Origin of the sequence: Pseudomonas sp. v388 (genome assembly GCF_003935425.1) — a bacterium.
Lineage (GTDB): Bacteria > Pseudomonadota > Gammaproteobacteria > Pseudomonadales > Pseudomonadaceae > Aquipseudomonas.
In genome coordinates this window covers 296,074-311,002 of the sequence record NZ_RHQN01000008.1, presented here as the reverse complement: position 1 = coordinate 311,002, position 14,929 = coordinate 296,074, and the positions used below count along the sequence as shown (strand labels likewise).

Genomic DNA, 14,929 nt, shown 5'->3' with positions numbered 1-14,929 from the left:
GCCAACCCGCCCTGGGCCCTCACTCCCGCGGCGGGGGGGGGGGGTCGGGGCCGCGGGGGCCCCGTGCCCCCCCACCCGCCCACCCGCCCGCCCGCGGGGGGGCCGGCGAACCAGGTCGTGATGGCTGCGAGGTCGCCCGCGCAACAAGGTCGGCACCCAAGCCACGGCGCCATCCGTACCGGCACGCGCCGCGCCGTGTTTTCCCGCGTTCAACTGGCCCGGCCTGGGGCTGGCATCCGCCCCCTTGAACGAGCGAGAGCGGATGCCTAAGGCTTTTTTGGCCAGCTCGGCACTTCACGGCGGGCGCCGGTCGCTACTGGCTGGGCCGGCAATTGCCCCCATTGGCCCTGTCCGCCCTGAGGCCGGTTGTCCGGGCTGCCAGGCGGAGATTGAGGCGGCTCGGCTTGCGCACGCTCTGAATCCTGAGGCGGCGTCGACGAGCGACGGCGATGACGCAAGGCGTATTCGGCAACGGTGTCGATGTCCACGGTTTCGATGCGGCTCGCCCCGCGCCACGCGGCGTGCGCTCGGGCCGCGCGCAGCCAGACCAGATCGGCGCGCATGCCATCGACCCTTGCCGCAAAGCACCGTTCGGCAATCTCGGTCACGGCTTCATCGTCCAGCGCAATGCCCGGCAACAACCCACGCGCCCGTTCGCAGCGTTGCTCCAGCGCGTGCTGCTCGGCCTGCCATTGCCGGCAGAAGCCGTGCGGATCGGCATCGAAATCCAGACGCCGCCGCACGATCTGCCCACGTTCGGCCGGCAGTGTGTGACCATCCAGGGCCACGTTGAGGCCGAAACGGTCGAGCAGCTGCGGGCGCAGTTCGCCCTCTTCCGGGTTCATGGTGCCGATCAGCACGAAGCGCGCGGCATGCCGATGGGAAATACCGTCACGCTCCACCAGATTGGTGCCGCTGGCAGCCACGTCCAACAGCAGATCCACCAGATGGTCGGCCAGCAGGTTGACCTCATCGACATACAACACCCCGCCGTCGGCCTTGGCCAGAACGCCTGGGGAAAACCGCGCACGACCCTCGGCCAGCGCAGCATCCAGATCGAGCGTACCGATCAGCCGTTCTTCGGTAGCGCCCAACGGCAAGGTGACGAACTGGCCGCTGCCCAGCAGATCCGCCAGACCACGGGCCAGGGTCGATTTGGCCATGCCGCGCGGTCCTTCGATCAGCACGCCGCCGATGCGTGGGTCGATGGCCGCCAGACACAAGGCCAGCTTCAGGTCATCGGCACCGACCACGGCGGCCAGCGGAAAGTGCGGGCTATCGGTTTGCGGGGTCATCGTCATGGTTGCGTCGGCCAAGGTCATCAATTCTCTTCTATATCCAGCAGCAGCTCTTCAAGGGCTTCACGGTAGTCGCCCGGTTCCTGCCACAAGCCACGCTGCTGGGCTTCGAGCATGCGCTCGGTCATGTCCCGCAAGGCATCGGGGTTGTGCTCGCGGATGAAGTCACGGGTGTCGGGGTCGAGCAGATACGCGTCGGCCAGCAACGCATATTGGTGATCGTCGATCAGCTCGGTGGTGGCGTCGAACGCGAACAGAAAGTCCACGGTTGCGGCCATTTCGAACGCACCTTTATAGCCGTGACGCTTCACGCCGTCGATCCACTTGGGATTGGCGGCGCGGGAGCGGATCACTCGGTTCAGTTCTTCCTTGAGGGTGCGAATCTTCGGCAGGTCGGGCTGGCTATGATCGCCGTGGTAACTGGCGGTCTTGCCGGCGCCGAGGCTGTCGGCCGCGGCCAGCATGCCACCCTGGAACTGGTAATAGTCGTTGGAATCCAGCAGGTCGTGCTCGCGGTTGTCCTGGTTCTGCAACACCGCCTGAACCTGTGACAGTCGCTGGGCGAAGCGCTGCCGCGCCGGCGTGCCTTCGTCGGCGCCGCCATAGGCGTAACCGCCCCAGTTCAGATAGACCTGGGCCAGATCGTCGCGGGTCTGCCACAGGCGCCCATCGATGGCGCCTTGTACGCCCGCGCCGTATGCACCGGGCTTGGCACCGAAAATCCGCCAGCCGGCCTGGCGTGCAGCCTGCTCCTCGTCCAGGCCGCCGGCCAGCAGCTCGCGGCGTTCGTCACGCACACGGGCGGCCAGCGGGTTGAGATCGTCCGGTTCGTCCAGCGCGGCGACCGCCTGCACGGCCGCGTCGAACAGGCGGATCAGGTTGGCGAAGGCATCGCGGAAAAATCCCGATACCCGCAGGGTCACGTCCACTCGCGGGCGGTCCAAAAGGCTCAGCGGCAGAATCTCGAAATCATCGACCCGTTGACTGCCCGTGGCCCACACCGGACGCACGCCCATCAGCGCCATGGCCTGGGCGATATCGTCACCGCCGGTGCGCATGGTCGCCGTGCCCCACACCGACAGACCCAGCTGGCGCAGGTGGTCGCCATGATCCTGGAGGTGACGTTCGAGCAGCAGATTGGCGGACTGAAAGCCGATGCGCCACGCGGTGGTGGTCGGCAGGTTGCGCACGTCCACAGTGAAAAAGTTGCGCCCGGTGGGCAATACGTCGAGCCGCCCACGGCTGGGCGCCCCGCTGGGACCGGCCGGCACGAAGCGCCCACTCAGGGCATCGAGCAGGCCCTGCATTTCCGCCGGGCCGCAGGCGTCGAGCCGCGGCGCGACCACCTTTTGCAGATGCTCGATGATCAGCCCCAGGTCTTCCCCATCCGGCAGGTCGGCGACTGAATCGCCCGCATCGAGCGCTTCGATCAAGCGCGCGGCATACAACTCCAAACGCTCGCGGGTATCGCCGGTGGTTCGCCAAGGCTCGGCGCTGACGCCGAGCAGCGTCGCAGGACGCGAGCCCTGCCAGGGTTCGGCCAGCTGGCAATCCAGCGGATCGAAGTCCAGCGCGAACGCCTTGCTCAGTGCCCGCAGCAGGCTGGACTGCGCGCCACGCCCATCGCCACGGGGAATACGCAGCAGGGCCAGCAGCGTGTCGATACGCAACCGGCCTTGGGGCGATTCACCGAAAACGTGCAGGCCGTCGCGAATCTGGGATTCCTTCAGGTCGCACAGGTAAGTGTCCAGACGCGGTAACCAGATCGCGGCGTCTGCATCGCTGTCCAGTGCATCGCCCAATTCCAGTTCCCGATCGATCCGGGTTTCGCGCACCAGATTGAGAATATCCCGCTGCAGCTCCCGGGCGCGGCGCGGGTCAAGCAGTTGCGCCTCGTAATATTCGTCGGCCAACAGTTCCAGATTGCGCAGCGGGCCGTAGGTCTCGGCGCGGGTCAGCGGCGGCATCAGGTGGTCGATGATCACCGCCTGGGTGCGGCGTTTGGCCTGGGCGCCCTCGCCCGGATCGTTGACGATGAACGGGTAGATATTGGGCATGGCGCCGAGCACCGCATCCGGCCAGCAGTGCTCCGAGAGCCCGACACCCTTGCCCGGCAGCCATTCCAGGTTGCCGTGCTTGCCGACATGGATCACGGCATGGGCGCCGTAAGCCGTGCGCAGCCAGAAGTAGAACGCCAGATAGCCGTGAGGCGGTACCAGGTCGGGATCGTGATAAACCGCGCTGGGGTCGACCTGATAACCTCGGGCCGGCTGAATGCCGACGAAGGTCAGGCCCAGGCGCACCCCGGCGATCATCATTCGCCCGCTGCGGAACATCGGGTCGGCGTCCGGCGCCCCCCAACGAGCGTTGACGGCGTCACGATTGGCCTGAGGCAGTCGTTCGAAGGCGGCGCGGTATTCGTCCAGCGCCATGCTTTGGTGGCACGGGCGCAGATCCAGGCTGTCCAGATCATTGGTCACGCCGCCGAGTAATAACTGAATCAGCTCGGTGCCGGATTCAGGCAACGGTGCCAGCGGGTAGCCTTGCGCGTCGAGGGCGCGAAGAATGTTCAGGGCTGCCGCCGGCGTATCCAGGCCCACGCCGTTGCCGATGCGACCGTCGCGGGTCGGGTAGTTGGCGAGAATCAGCGCCACGCGCTTTTGCGCATTCGGCAGGCGCGCCAGTTCGATCCAGCGTCTCGCCAGTTCGGCGACGAAATCCATGCGCTCGGGCTGGGCGCGGTAGCAGACCACGTCCGACTGGCTGCGCTCGCTGCGCCAGGCCAGGTCCTTGAAGCTGATCGGGCGGCTGATGATCCGGCCGTCCAGTTCCGGCAAGGCGATGTGCATTGCCAGGTCCCGAGCACCGAGGCCCTGCTCGCTGGCCTGCCACGACGGCTCGTTATCCTGGGCGCAAATGGCCTGGATTACCGGCACGTTGCGCCGGAATGGCCGCAGGTGCGGGGCTTCCGGGCTGGACTGGGCGAAACCGGTGGTGTTGAGGATCAGCTCGGCGTCGGCCTCATCCAGCCAGTCCTGCACCTGCTCCAGGCAAGCGGGTTCCTTGAGGCTGGCCACGGCAATTGGCAGCGGGTTCAAACCCTGCGCCTGCAAGCGTTCGCAGAACACATCGATGAAACCGGTGTTGGCAGCCTGCAAGTGGGAACGGTAGAACAACAGTGCAACGACCGGTCGGTCTGAATGCCATTGCGCCTGCCAGTCGGCAAGCGTCGCGCCTGCACGCTGAGGATAATAAACGGCGGTCCGTGGCAATGGCTGCGGTTCGGCCCATGCATAGTCGCGACCCAGCCACTGGCTGGCGATGTTGCGGTACAGCTCCAGCGCATTATTGAGCCCGCCCTGACGCAAGAATTGCCAGAGACGGTCGCGGTGTTGCGCGGGCACGGTGCTCAGGTCGCTCAATTCGGGGTCGGGACGATCATCCCCCGGCACCAGAATGACCTGCACGCCGCGCCCGGCCAGTTCCATCAGGCGTTCGACGCCGTAGCGCCAGTAGCCGATGCCGCCATGCAGCGAGATCAGAATGACCCTGGCATGGCGCAAGACTTCATCGACGTACAGGTCAACCGAGGCGTGATTCTGCACCTGCATCGGGTTGGCCAGGCGCAGGCTCGGGTAATCCTCGGGCAACTGCTGCGCGGCTTCGGCCAGCAGCGCCAGGCTCGAATCGCCGCTACAAAGAATCACCAGCTCGGCAGGCGTCTGGCCCAGGTCGGCGATGCTGTCGTCCGGGACAAAACCGCCGGGCTGGGTTCTCAGCAGGTGCATGGATCAGGCCGCTGTCGACACGAGGGCGGCGTTGAGCTGCGCTTCCAGCGCGACGGCATCCAGTTCCTGACCGATGAGCACCAAACGGGTCACCCGCGCCTCATCGGCGCCCCAGGCGCGGTCGAAATGCTTGTCGAAACGAGTGCCGACGCCCTGGATCAGCAGGCGCATCGGCTTGCCCGGAATCGCCGCGAAACCCTTGACTCGCAGGATGCCGTGCTGCACCACCAGATCGGTCAACGCCTTGAGCAATACGCTTTCCTGACCTTCTGGCAGTTCGATGGAGATCGAGTCGAAGGCGTCATGATCGTGGTCGTCATGATCCTCGCCATCATGATGATCGTGATGGGTCTTGCGGCCGTCGATGTGCAGCTCGGATTCGGCACCCACGCCCAGCAATACGCTCAGCGGCAGACGGCCACTGCTGGCTTCGACGACCTTGACCGCCGGCGGCAGTTCTTCAGCGACCTCGGCGCGCACCGCGGCAAGCCCCGCAGCGTCCAGCTGGTCGGCCTTGTTGAGGATGACCAGGTCGGCGCTGGCCAGTTGGTCGGCGAACAATTCGTGCAGCGGCGATTCGTGATCCAGATTCGGATCGAGTTTGCGCTGGGCGTCGACCTGATCGGGGAACGCGGCGAAGGTGCCGGCCAGCACCGCCGGGCTGTCGACCACGGTGATCACCGCGTCAACCGTGCAGGCGCTACGAATTTCCGGCCACTGGAAGGCTTGCACCAGAGGCTTGGGCAAGGCCAGCCCGGAGGTTTCGATCAGGATGTGATCCAGGTCGCCACGGCGTGCCACCAGCTCGCGCATCACCGGGAAAAATTCTTCCTGGACGGTGCAGCACAGGCAGCCGTTGGCCAGCTCATACACGCGGCCGTTGGCTTCTTCTTCGGTGCAGCCGATGCTGCATTGCTTGAGGATTTCGCCGTCGATGCCCAGCTCGCCGAACTCGTTGACGATCACCGCGATGCGGCGGCCTTCGGCGTTATCCAGCATGTGCCGCAGCAAGGTGGTCTTGCCCGAGCCCAGAAAGCCGGTAACGATGGTGACGGGGAGCTTGGCCAGTGTTTTCATCAGGTGCCCTTTGGCGAGACGGCGGGCAAACAGGACGAGAACCGCACGCCTGGCGCACGGCTCGAATCGCCACCGGATCACCCCGCCCGGTTGTAGTGAGAGTTCGGTAGAGGCAGGTCTCCTGGCTCACGGCTTGCGCGCTGCTGCGGGCGTTGCGACCCCGGGCAGCGCGTCGGTTGCGCCTTCCCGCTTGCGCAGTGGCGATGCGACCGACATGACCGTTTACAGTTGCGGGGGCAGCTGCGGCATTGACCGCATTCCCATCTTCGCTCCGTCCCGATCGGACGAAGAACCTCAAGCCCGCAAGGCTACGCAGTGCCCGCAGACAGGTCAATCGTTCAGATTGACGATCCCCGCCTGCCCATGCTCTCCTACACGTCTTGTTACGGGTGCCCTTCACGGGGTGAAACGGGAAACCGGTGCGTTCAGGATACTGAGCAAGTCCGGTGCTGCCCCCGCAACGGTAAGCGAGAGAAGGTCAGATCCACTGTGCGTGGCATGGGAAGGTGACCTTGAAGGCCGAACGGATACGTTCACCCCTCGCGAGCCCGGAGACCGGCCCGCAACGTATTGCAATGACAACCCCGCGGTGGGCGGGCGCAGTTCAAGCATGCCGATCCTTCTGTGCCACAGAGCCGGGTCAGCGTGCCTTGTTGCGCATGGCCTGCTCGCATTCGTTTGCATTCGAGGGCATCGCCATGTCGACCATCAGCTCCAGCCATTCAGCCAGCACGACCTCCACCCGCAGCCACCGTCTGGTCGCCGCCTTCAGCGCCGCGATCCTGGGCCTGTTCCTGGTGTATTTTGCCGGTTTCTCACACATCGCCGCCGTGCACAACGCCGCCCACGACACCCGCCACAGTGCCGCCTTTCCTTGCCATTGAGACCTGACGCCATGTTCAAGCGAATCGCCGTGACGGCAGGTTTCACCGGACTGCTCGCCGCGCTGCTGTTGACCCTGCTGCAAAGCGTCTGGGTCGTGCCGTTGATCCATGAAGCGGAAACCTACGAGACAGCCCCGGCGATGCAGGTGCATGAGCACGGTGCCGAAGCGGCTGCCGGTCATAGCCATGACGCCGAGGCCTGGGAACCGCAAGACGGCTGGCAGCGCGTGCTGTCTACCGCCGGCGGCAATCTGGTGGTGGCGGTCGGTTTCGCCCTGATGCTCGCCGCGATCTACACCCTGCGGGCGCCGGGCCGCACGGCTCAAGGCGTGTGGTGGGGGCTGGCGGGGTTTGCGGTGTTCGTACTGGCGCCGACTTTGGGCCTGCCGCCTGAACTCCCGGGCACGGCGGCTGCGGACCTGGGCCAGCGCCAGGCCTGGTGGATCGGCGCTGCGGCGTCCACCGCCGCCGGTCTGGCGCTGATCGTGTTCGCACGCAACGCGCTGCTCAAGGTGCTGGGCGTCGCCATCGTGCTGGTGCCGCACCTGCTGGGCGCGCCACAACCCGAAGTCCACGCAAGTCTCGCGCCGAAAGCGCTGGAATCGCAGTTCATGGTCGCGTCGCTGCTGACCAATGCGCTGTTCTGGATCGCGCTGGGCCTGATCAGCGTCTGGCTGTTCAATCGCCATCAGGCCGACAGCCATCAGCACTGAGTGGCGCAAGTCGCCGCCCGGTTTGGTGCTGGTGGCCGGACTGGGCTGTCGACGCGATTGTTCGGCGCAACTGTTGCTGGAGTTGATGCAGCGCGGCCTGTCTGAACATGGCCTCGACATACAGGCCGTCAACGCGCTGGCCACCATTGACCTGAAACGCCGCGAGCCGGGCTTGCTGGAACTGGCTGAACGACTGGGTATTCCCCTTATGCCGGCTGACCTGAACCAGCTGTTGCCGTTTGAAGCGCAACTGACCCATCGTTCAATCCAGGCTTACCAGCACACCGGCTGCCACGGCATAGCGGAAAGCGCCGCCCTGGCCGTCGCAACCCGACTGGGAAGCGGCCCGGCACGGCTGCTGATCAGCCGGCAAACGTCTCCCCAGGCAACATTTGCCTTGGCAAGCGCCCCCGCTCAGGGCCGATAATCAGCTCCTGTAGCCTTTGACCCATTCTGGAGTATTCATTGACCGTCTTTTTCATCGGCGCAGGCCCCGGCGACCCGGAACTGATCACCGTCAAGGGTCAGCGCCTGATCCGCAGTTGCCCGGTTATCATTTATGCCGGTTCGCTAGTGCCTTTGGCCGTGCTGGAAGGCCATCAGGCGTTGCAGGTCACCAACAGCGCCGAGCTGCACCTGGAACAGATCATCGCGCTGATGAAATCTGCTCATGAACAAGGCCAGGATGTGGCCCGTGTACATTCAGGCGATCCGAGCCTGTACGGCGCCATCGGCGAACAGATTCGCCACCTGCGCGAGTTGAACATTCCCTTCGAAATCATTCCCGGCGTGACGGCCACCGCCGCCTGTGCCGCGCTGCTGGGCACCGAGCTGACCTTGCCGGATATTTCCCAGACGGTGATTCTGACCCGCTACGCCGACAAAACCTCAATGCCGCCGGGCGAAGAACTGGCGAACCTGGCGAGCCACCGAGCGACCATGGCGATTCATCTGGGGGTCAATAATCTGCAGAAAATCATCGCCGAATTAACCCCGCATTACGGCGCCGACTGCCCGATTGCGGTGGTGCATCGTGCCAGCTGGCCGGATCAGGACTGGGTGCAGGGGACGTTGGCGGATATTGCCGATAAGGTGCAAGCCAAAGGTTTCAGGCGTACGGCGTTGATTCTGGTGGGGCGTGTGCTGGGTAACGACCCGTTTGCCGAATCGTCGCTGTACCGGGCAGGGCATGCGCATTTGTTTCGGCCCTGATCAGCACATACGATCTGTGCAGGAGCCAACTTGCTGGCGAAAAAATGGTCCATCCGAAGCGCAAATGTCGCCTGATAACATGCCAGCAAGCTGGCTCCTACAGGACTGCACTGAACCAGTAGGAGCCAGCTTGCTGGCGAAAAGAGAGAAACGCTTAGTAGTAAGCGTTTTCTTTCTGGGTGTGGTCGGTCACGTCGCGCACGCCGGACAGCTCGGGAATACGTTCCAGCAAGGTGCGTTCGATGCCTTCGCGCAGGGTGACGTCCGCCTGGCCGCAGCCTTGGCAACCGCCGCCGAACTGCAACACGGCGATGTTCTGTTCGCCCTCTTCCACCACGTCGATCAAGGTCACCTGGCCGCCATGGCTGGCAAGGCCGGGATTGATCTCGGTTTGCAGGTAATAGTTGATGCGCTCGTTCATCGGGCTGTCGGCATTGACCATCGGCACTTTGGCGTTCGGCGCCTTGATGGTCAACTGACCGCCCATGCGATCGGTGGCGTAATCGACCACCGCATCGTCCAGGAACGCTTCGCTGAAGCCGTCGATCCAGGCGGTGAAGCTCTTGAGGCCGATAGCCTTGTCTTCAGGTTTTTCTTCGCCCGGCTTGCAGTAGGCAATGCAGGTTTCAGCGTATTGGGTGCCGGGTTGGGTAATAAACACGCGGATGCCGATGCCAGGGGTGTTCTGCTTTTCCAGCAGATCGGCCAGATAATCGTGGGCGGCATCGGTAATAGTGATAGCGGTCATGAAAATTCCTCGCAGACGTGCCGGCAGTTTACGCCAATCCAGTGCCGCGCACAAAGTCCCAGTAATTTTGTCAGGAAAGAACCCGCGCCTCCTGAGCACCGCGGCGTACGTCCAGCCAACCCTTCATCCGACGGTACAGGCCCTTCTCGATCCACTCATAACTGACCCAGGCGCCGATGGCGATGATCGGCACGCAAAACGCGAACACCACGTAGGGGTTCAAGCCGAAACGCTGTGCCATGAGCAGACCCCCATAAAGCACCAGCACATGCAGCAGGTACACCGAATACGAGCAGTCGCCGAGCACCTTGAGCAACCGGCTGCCGCGGAAGTACGGTTCCAGCGAGACACAGGACAACACGATCAGCGCGCTGGGCAATCCCCAGTTGAGCAGGCGCTGCTCGTTGCCCAACAGATAAATGGTCACCAGCCCCAACGCCACACCCGCCAGCGGCAGCCAGAACGCCTGCTTGATCCAGCCACGCCTGTAGACCAGACCAATGCCGATCCCCAGCAGGAATTCGTAGACGATGTCGTTGCCGTAGAAGCGGCTGATCAACCCGGTGCGCGCCAGGATCTCGGTCACCGCGAACAGCGCGGCGGCGATGATCAGCGGTCGATGCCGGCGCTCGAACAGGAACACCATGGAAAACAGCAGGTAGAACAGCATTTCATAGTTGAGCGTCCAGCCGACGTTCAGCGTCGGGTACAGCCCGTAACCGCCGGGATTCTCCGACGGTATGAAGAACAGCGACAGCAAAAAGTTCTGCCAGCCGATGACCTGATGCGGCAGGAACGGTGCGGCGGCCAACAGCAACAGCGCCATGGCGGCGGTGTACAGCCAGTACGCCGGGACAATGCGGATCAGCCGGTGCATGAGAAACCGTCCGGCCGGCATGTCACGGTTTTGCGTGGAGAGGAAAATCACCAGCCCGCTGATGACAAAGAAGATGTCGACGCCCACTGCGCCCTTGGTAACGAAGAATTCACCGACAGGCCCGCTGGCCTTGAAATCGAAAAAAATCTGCATGAAGTGGTGACACACGACGACCCACGCGGCAAACGCCCGCAAGGCTTGAACCGAAATCAACATCCAAAAAACCTCTACCGCCTGTTTACTCAGCCGCCACCAGATCCGGCACGCGACGCGCTCTACTCGGACCGCCCTTTTTCCGGAAAGATCGCGCAAATCCAGGCCTCGTTCAGGAAACAGCGATGGCCGCAAGCCATGTTCTGCGTGGCTCGCGACGCAAAACACCCGTTCCCAAGGGGTTTGAGCCGGTTGTCGGACTGCGGCTTTTCGTTCAGTTTGACCAAGGCGACACGACCCCCACCAACATGAACAGTTTTCATGCAAAACCGTCAACACCGCAAATACCGCTCTGGTTTGCTATCATCTCGACCTTTCTGTAATCGCCTTTACCAGGTAGCTCTCATGTCCGACCGTAGCGCCCGCCAGCAAGCTCTTCTCAATGCTCTGAATGAGCGGATCCTGATCCTCGACGGCGGCATGGGCACCATGATCCAGAGCTATCGCCTGGAAGAAGCCGATTACCGCGGCAAGCGCTTCGCCGACTGGCCAAGTGACGTCAAGGGCAACAACGACTTGCTGATCCTGTCGCGCCCCGACGTGATCGGCGCCATCGAGAAGGCGTACCTGGACGCCGGCGCCGACATTCTGGAAACCAACACTTTCAACGCCACCCAGGTGTCCCAGGCCGATTACGGCATGGAAGCGCTGGCCTACGAACTGAACGTGGAAGGCGCACGCCTGGCGCGCAAGGTGGCCGACGCCAAGACCCTGGAGACGCCGCACAAGCCGCGTTTCGTCGCCGGTGTGATCGGGCCGACCAGTCGCACCTGCTCGATTTCCCCGGACGTGAATGACCCCGGCTACCGCAACGTCACCTTCGACGAGCTGGTGGAGAACTACACCGAAGCCACCCGCGGCCTGATCGAAGGCGGCGCCGACCTTATCCTGATCGAAACCATCTTCGACACCCTCAACGCCAAGGCTGCGATCTTCGCCGTGCAGGGTGTGTTCGAGGAAGTCGGCTTCGAATTGCCGATCATGATTTCCGGCACCATCACCGATGCTTCGGGTCGCACCTTGTCGGGCCAGACCACCGAAGCCTTCTGGAACTCGGTGCGCCACGCCAACCCGATCTCGGTGGGCCTCAACTGCGCGCTGGGCGCCAAGGACCTGCGTCCGTACCTGGAAGAGTTGTCGACCAAGGCCGGGACGCGGGTTTCCGCGCACCCCAACGCCGGCCTGCCCAACGCTTTCGGTGAGTATGATGAGTCGCCGGCGGAAATGGCGGCGGTGGTCGAAGAGTTTGCCGCCAGCGGTTTTCTCAACATCATCGGCGGCTGCTGCGGCACCACGCCTGCGCACATCCAGGCCATCGCCGAAGCAGTTGCCAGGTATGCGCCACGCGCGATTCCGGACATTCCCAAGGCGTGCCGCCTGTCGGGCCTGGAGCCGTTCACCATCGACCGCCAGTCGCTGTTCGTCAACGTCGGCGAGCGGACCAACATCACCGGTTCCGCCCGTTTCGCCCGCCTGATCCGTGAAGACAACTACACCGAAGCCCTGGAAGTCGCCCTGCAGCAGGTCGAAGCCGGCGCCCAGGTGATCGACATCAACATGGACGAAGGCATGCTGGACTCGAAGAAGGCCATGGTGACCTTCCTCAACCTGATTGCTGGCGAGCCGGACATCTCCCGCGTACCGATCATGATCGACTCCTCCAAATGGGAGGTGATCGAAGCCGGCCTCAAGTGCATTCAGGGCAAGGGCATCGTCAACTCGATCAGCATGAAGGAAGGCGTCGAGCAGTTCATTCACCACGCCAGGCTGTGCAAACGCTATGGCGCGGCGGTGGTGGTCATGGCCTTCGACGAGCAGGGCCAGGCCGACACCGAGGCGCGCAAGAAAGAAATCTGCAAACGCTCCTACGACATTCTCGTCAACGAAGTCGGCTTCCCCCCGGAAGACATCATCTTCGACCCGAACATCTTCGCCATTGCCACCGGTATCGAAGAGCACAACAACTATGCCGTGGACTTCATCAACGCCTGCGCCTACATCCGCGACGAGCTGCCCTACGCACTGACGTCGGGCGGGGTGTCCAACGTGTCGTTCTCGTTCCGCGGCAACAATCCGGTGCGCGAAGCGATTCACTCGGTATTCCTGCTGCACGCGATTCGCAACGGCCTGACCATGGGCATCGTCAACGCCGGCCAGCTGGAAATCTACGACCAGATCCCGGCGCAGCTGCGCGATTGCGTCGAAGACGTGGTGCTCAACCGTAATCCTGAAGGCACCGAAGCGCTGCTGGCCATCGCCGACCAATACAAAGGCGACGGCAGCGTCAAGGAAGCGGAAACCGAGGAGTGGCGCAGCTGGCCGGTGAACCAGCGCCTGGAGCACGCGCTGGTCAAAGGCATCACCAGCCATATCGTCGAGGACACCGAAGAATCCCGGCAGTCATTCTCGCGGCCGATCGAAGTCATCGAAGGCCCGCTGATGTCCGGCATGAACGTGGTCGGCGATCTGTTCGGCTCGGGCAAGATGTTCCTGCCCCAGGTGGTGAAGTCGGCGCGAGTGATGAAGCAGGCGGTGGCACACCTGATTCCGTTCATCGAACTGGAGAAAGGCGACAAGCCGGAGGCCAAGGGCAAGATTCTGATGGCCACCGTCAAAGGCGACGTGCACGACATCGGCAAGAACATTGTCGGCGTAGTGCTGGGTTGCAACGGTTATGACGTCGTCGACCTGGGGGTGATGGTGCCGGCCGAGAAAATCCTGCAGGTGGCCCGTGAGCAGAAATGCGACATCATCGGCCTGTCCGGCCTGATCACCCCGTCTCTGGACGAGATGGTTCACGTTGCCCGGGAAATGCAGCGCCAGGATTTCCACCTGCCGTTGATGATCGGCGGCGCCACCACCTCCAAGGCGCACACTGCGGTCAAGATCGAACCCAAGTACAGCAACGACGCGGTGATCTACGTCACTGACGCGTCCCGTGCCGTCGGCGTGGCAACCCAGTTGCTGTCCAGGGAACTCAAGCCGGCCTTTATCGAGAAGACCCGTCTGGAATACGTCGAAGTGCGCGAACGCACCTCAGCCCGCAGCGCCCGCACCGAGCGCCTGAGCTACGACGCGGCGGTGGCCAAGAAGCCGCAATTCGACTGGGACAGCTACACGCCGGTCAAGCCGACATTCACCGGCACCCGCGTGCTGGAAGACATCGACCTGAACGTGCTCGCCGAGTATATCGACTGGACGCCGTTCTTCATTTCCTGGGACCTGGCCGGCAAATTCCCACGCATCCTGACTGACGAAGTGGTGGGTGAAGCGGCCAGCGCCCTGTACGAAGATGCCCAACAGATGCTGCGCAAGCTGATCGACGAAAAGCTGATCAGCGCCCGCGCCGTGTTCGGCTTCTGGCCGACCAACCAGGTCGACCACGATGACCTGGAGGTGTATGGCGACGACGGTCAGCCGCTGGCCAGACTGCATCACCTGCGCCAGCAGACCATCAAGCCCGACGGCAAGCCGAACCTGTCGCTGGCCGACTTCGTCGCGCCCAAGGACAGCGGCATTACCGACTACATCGGCGGCTTCATCACCACCGCCGGCATCGGCGCCGAAGAAGTGGCCAAGGCCTATCAGGACAACGGCGACGACTACAACTCGATCATGGTCAAGGCGCTGGCCGACCGCCTGGCCGAAGCCTGCGCTGAATGGCTGCACGAACAGGTGCGTAAAGACTACTGGGGTTATGCCAAGGACGAGCAACTGGACAACGAGGCGCTGATCAAGGAGCAATACCTGGGCATCCGCCCTGCTCCCGGTTACCCGGCCTGCCCGGATCACACCGAGAAAGGCACGCTGTTCGCCCTGCTCGATCCGCTGCCGGAAGGCACGGCGGAGCACACGCCGGGCAAGAGTGGCGTATTCCTGACCGAGCACTACGCCATGTTCCCCGCTGCGGCGGTGAGCGGCTGGTACTTCGCGCATCCGCAGGCGCAATACTTTGCAGTGGGCAAGGTCGACAAGGATCAGGTCACCCGCTACACCGCTCGCAAAGGTCAGGACCTCAGCGTCACCGAGCGCTGGCTGGCGCCGAACCTGGGTTATGACGAGTAACCGCAGCTGATGGCGCTCGCTGGCTATGCTGAGAGTTTCAGCATGGTCAGCGAG

The 14,929-nt window shown here is 63.5% G+C and carries 11 protein-coding genes and 2 riboswitches; of the genes, 6 read left to right on the top strand and 5 right to left on the bottom strand.

The window, feature by feature from the left end; translation table 11 throughout:
• Positions 1–266: 266 nt before the first annotated feature.
• The 3 genes from EGJ27_RS19800 to cobW are packed head-to-tail and all read right to left on the bottom strand — an operon-like array spanning position 267 to position 6,163.
• Positions 267–1,322 carry an ATP-binding protein gene (locus EGJ27_RS19800; RefSeq protein ID WP_125832428.1) on the bottom strand — a complete coding sequence of 352 codons (1,056 nt, stop codon included), beginning with the start codon at positions 1,320–1,322 and terminating at the stop codon, positions 267–269.
• Entirely contained in the window at positions 1,322–5,086 is a 3,765-nt protein-coding gene (gene cobN / locus EGJ27_RS19795; RefSeq protein WP_125832427.1) for a cobaltochelatase subunit CobN, read from the bottom strand. The genes EGJ27_RS19800 and cobN overlap by 1 nt, the downstream gene beginning before the upstream one ends.
• 3 nt (positions 5,087–5,089) lie before the next feature.
• Positions 5,090–6,163 carry a cobalamin biosynthesis protein CobW gene (gene cobW / locus EGJ27_RS19790; protein WP_125832426.1) on the bottom strand — a complete coding sequence of 358 codons (1,074 nt, stop codon included), beginning with the start codon at positions 6,161–6,163 and terminating at the stop codon, positions 5,090–5,092.
• A 93-nt stretch (positions 6,164–6,256) separates the two neighbouring features.
• Positions 6,257–6,475: riboswitch (cobalamin riboswitch) on the bottom strand.
• Positions 6,476–6,533: 58 nt separating this feature from the next.
• Positions 6,534–6,742: riboswitch (cobalamin riboswitch) on the top strand.
• Positions 6,743–6,861: 119 nt separating this feature from the next.
• Between cobW and EGJ27_RS19785 the strand changes: the two genes are divergently transcribed.
• Genes EGJ27_RS19785 through cobM form a run of 4 tightly spaced genes read left to right on the top strand, consistent with a single transcriptional unit; the run spans position 6,862 to position 8,972 of the window.
• The gene (locus tag EGJ27_RS19785) at positions 6,862–7,047 is read left to right on the top strand and encodes a CbtB-domain containing protein (RefSeq protein WP_125832425.1); all 186 of its coding nucleotides are present in this window, start codon (positions 6,862–6,864) and stop codon (positions 7,045–7,047) included.
• An 11-nt stretch (positions 7,048–7,058) separates the two neighbouring features.
• Positions 7,059–7,760 (top strand): CbtA family protein, encoded by a 702-nt coding sequence (locus EGJ27_RS19780; protein WP_125832424.1) that lies wholly within the window; start codon positions 7,059–7,061, stop codon positions 7,758–7,760.
• Between the two features lie 25 nt (positions 7,761–7,785).
• Entirely contained in the window at positions 7,786–8,187 is a 402-nt protein-coding gene (locus EGJ27_RS19775; RefSeq protein ID WP_371920872.1) for a cobalamin biosynthesis protein, read from the top strand.
• A 38-nt stretch (positions 8,188–8,225) separates the two neighbouring features.
• Complete coding sequence (cobM, locus tag EGJ27_RS19770; protein ID WP_125832422.1) at positions 8,226–8,972, top strand: precorrin-4 C(11)-methyltransferase; 747 nt, start codon at positions 8,226–8,228, stop codon at positions 8,970–8,972.
• A gap of 154 nt (positions 8,973–9,126) precedes the next feature.
• On the opposite strand, the gene nfuA is transcribed toward cobM, so the two are convergent.
• On the bottom strand, positions 9,127–9,720 hold the full coding sequence (gene nfuA, locus EGJ27_RS19765; RefSeq protein ID WP_125832421.1) for a Fe-S biogenesis protein NfuA: 594 nt from the start codon (positions 9,718–9,720) through the stop codon (positions 9,127–9,129).
• Positions 9,721–9,790: 70 nt separating this feature from the next.
• Positions 9,791–10,813 (bottom strand): acyltransferase, encoded by a 1,023-nt coding sequence (locus tag EGJ27_RS19760; RefSeq protein WP_125832420.1) that lies wholly within the window; start codon positions 10,811–10,813, stop codon positions 9,791–9,793.
• A gap of 122 nt (positions 10,814–10,935) precedes the next feature.
• Between EGJ27_RS19760 and EGJ27_RS19755 the strand changes: the two genes are divergently transcribed.
• Positions 10,936–11,133 carry a hypothetical protein gene (locus EGJ27_RS19755; RefSeq protein ID WP_125832419.1) on the top strand — a complete coding sequence of 66 codons (198 nt, stop codon included), beginning with the start codon at positions 10,936–10,938 and terminating at the stop codon, positions 11,131–11,133.
• Between the two features lie 22 nt (positions 11,134–11,155).
• Positions 11,156–14,875 (top strand): methionine synthase, encoded by a 3,720-nt coding sequence (gene metH, locus EGJ27_RS19750; protein WP_125832418.1) that lies wholly within the window; start codon positions 11,156–11,158, stop codon positions 14,873–14,875.
• The last annotated feature ends 54 nt before the right edge of the window (positions 14,876–14,929 follow it).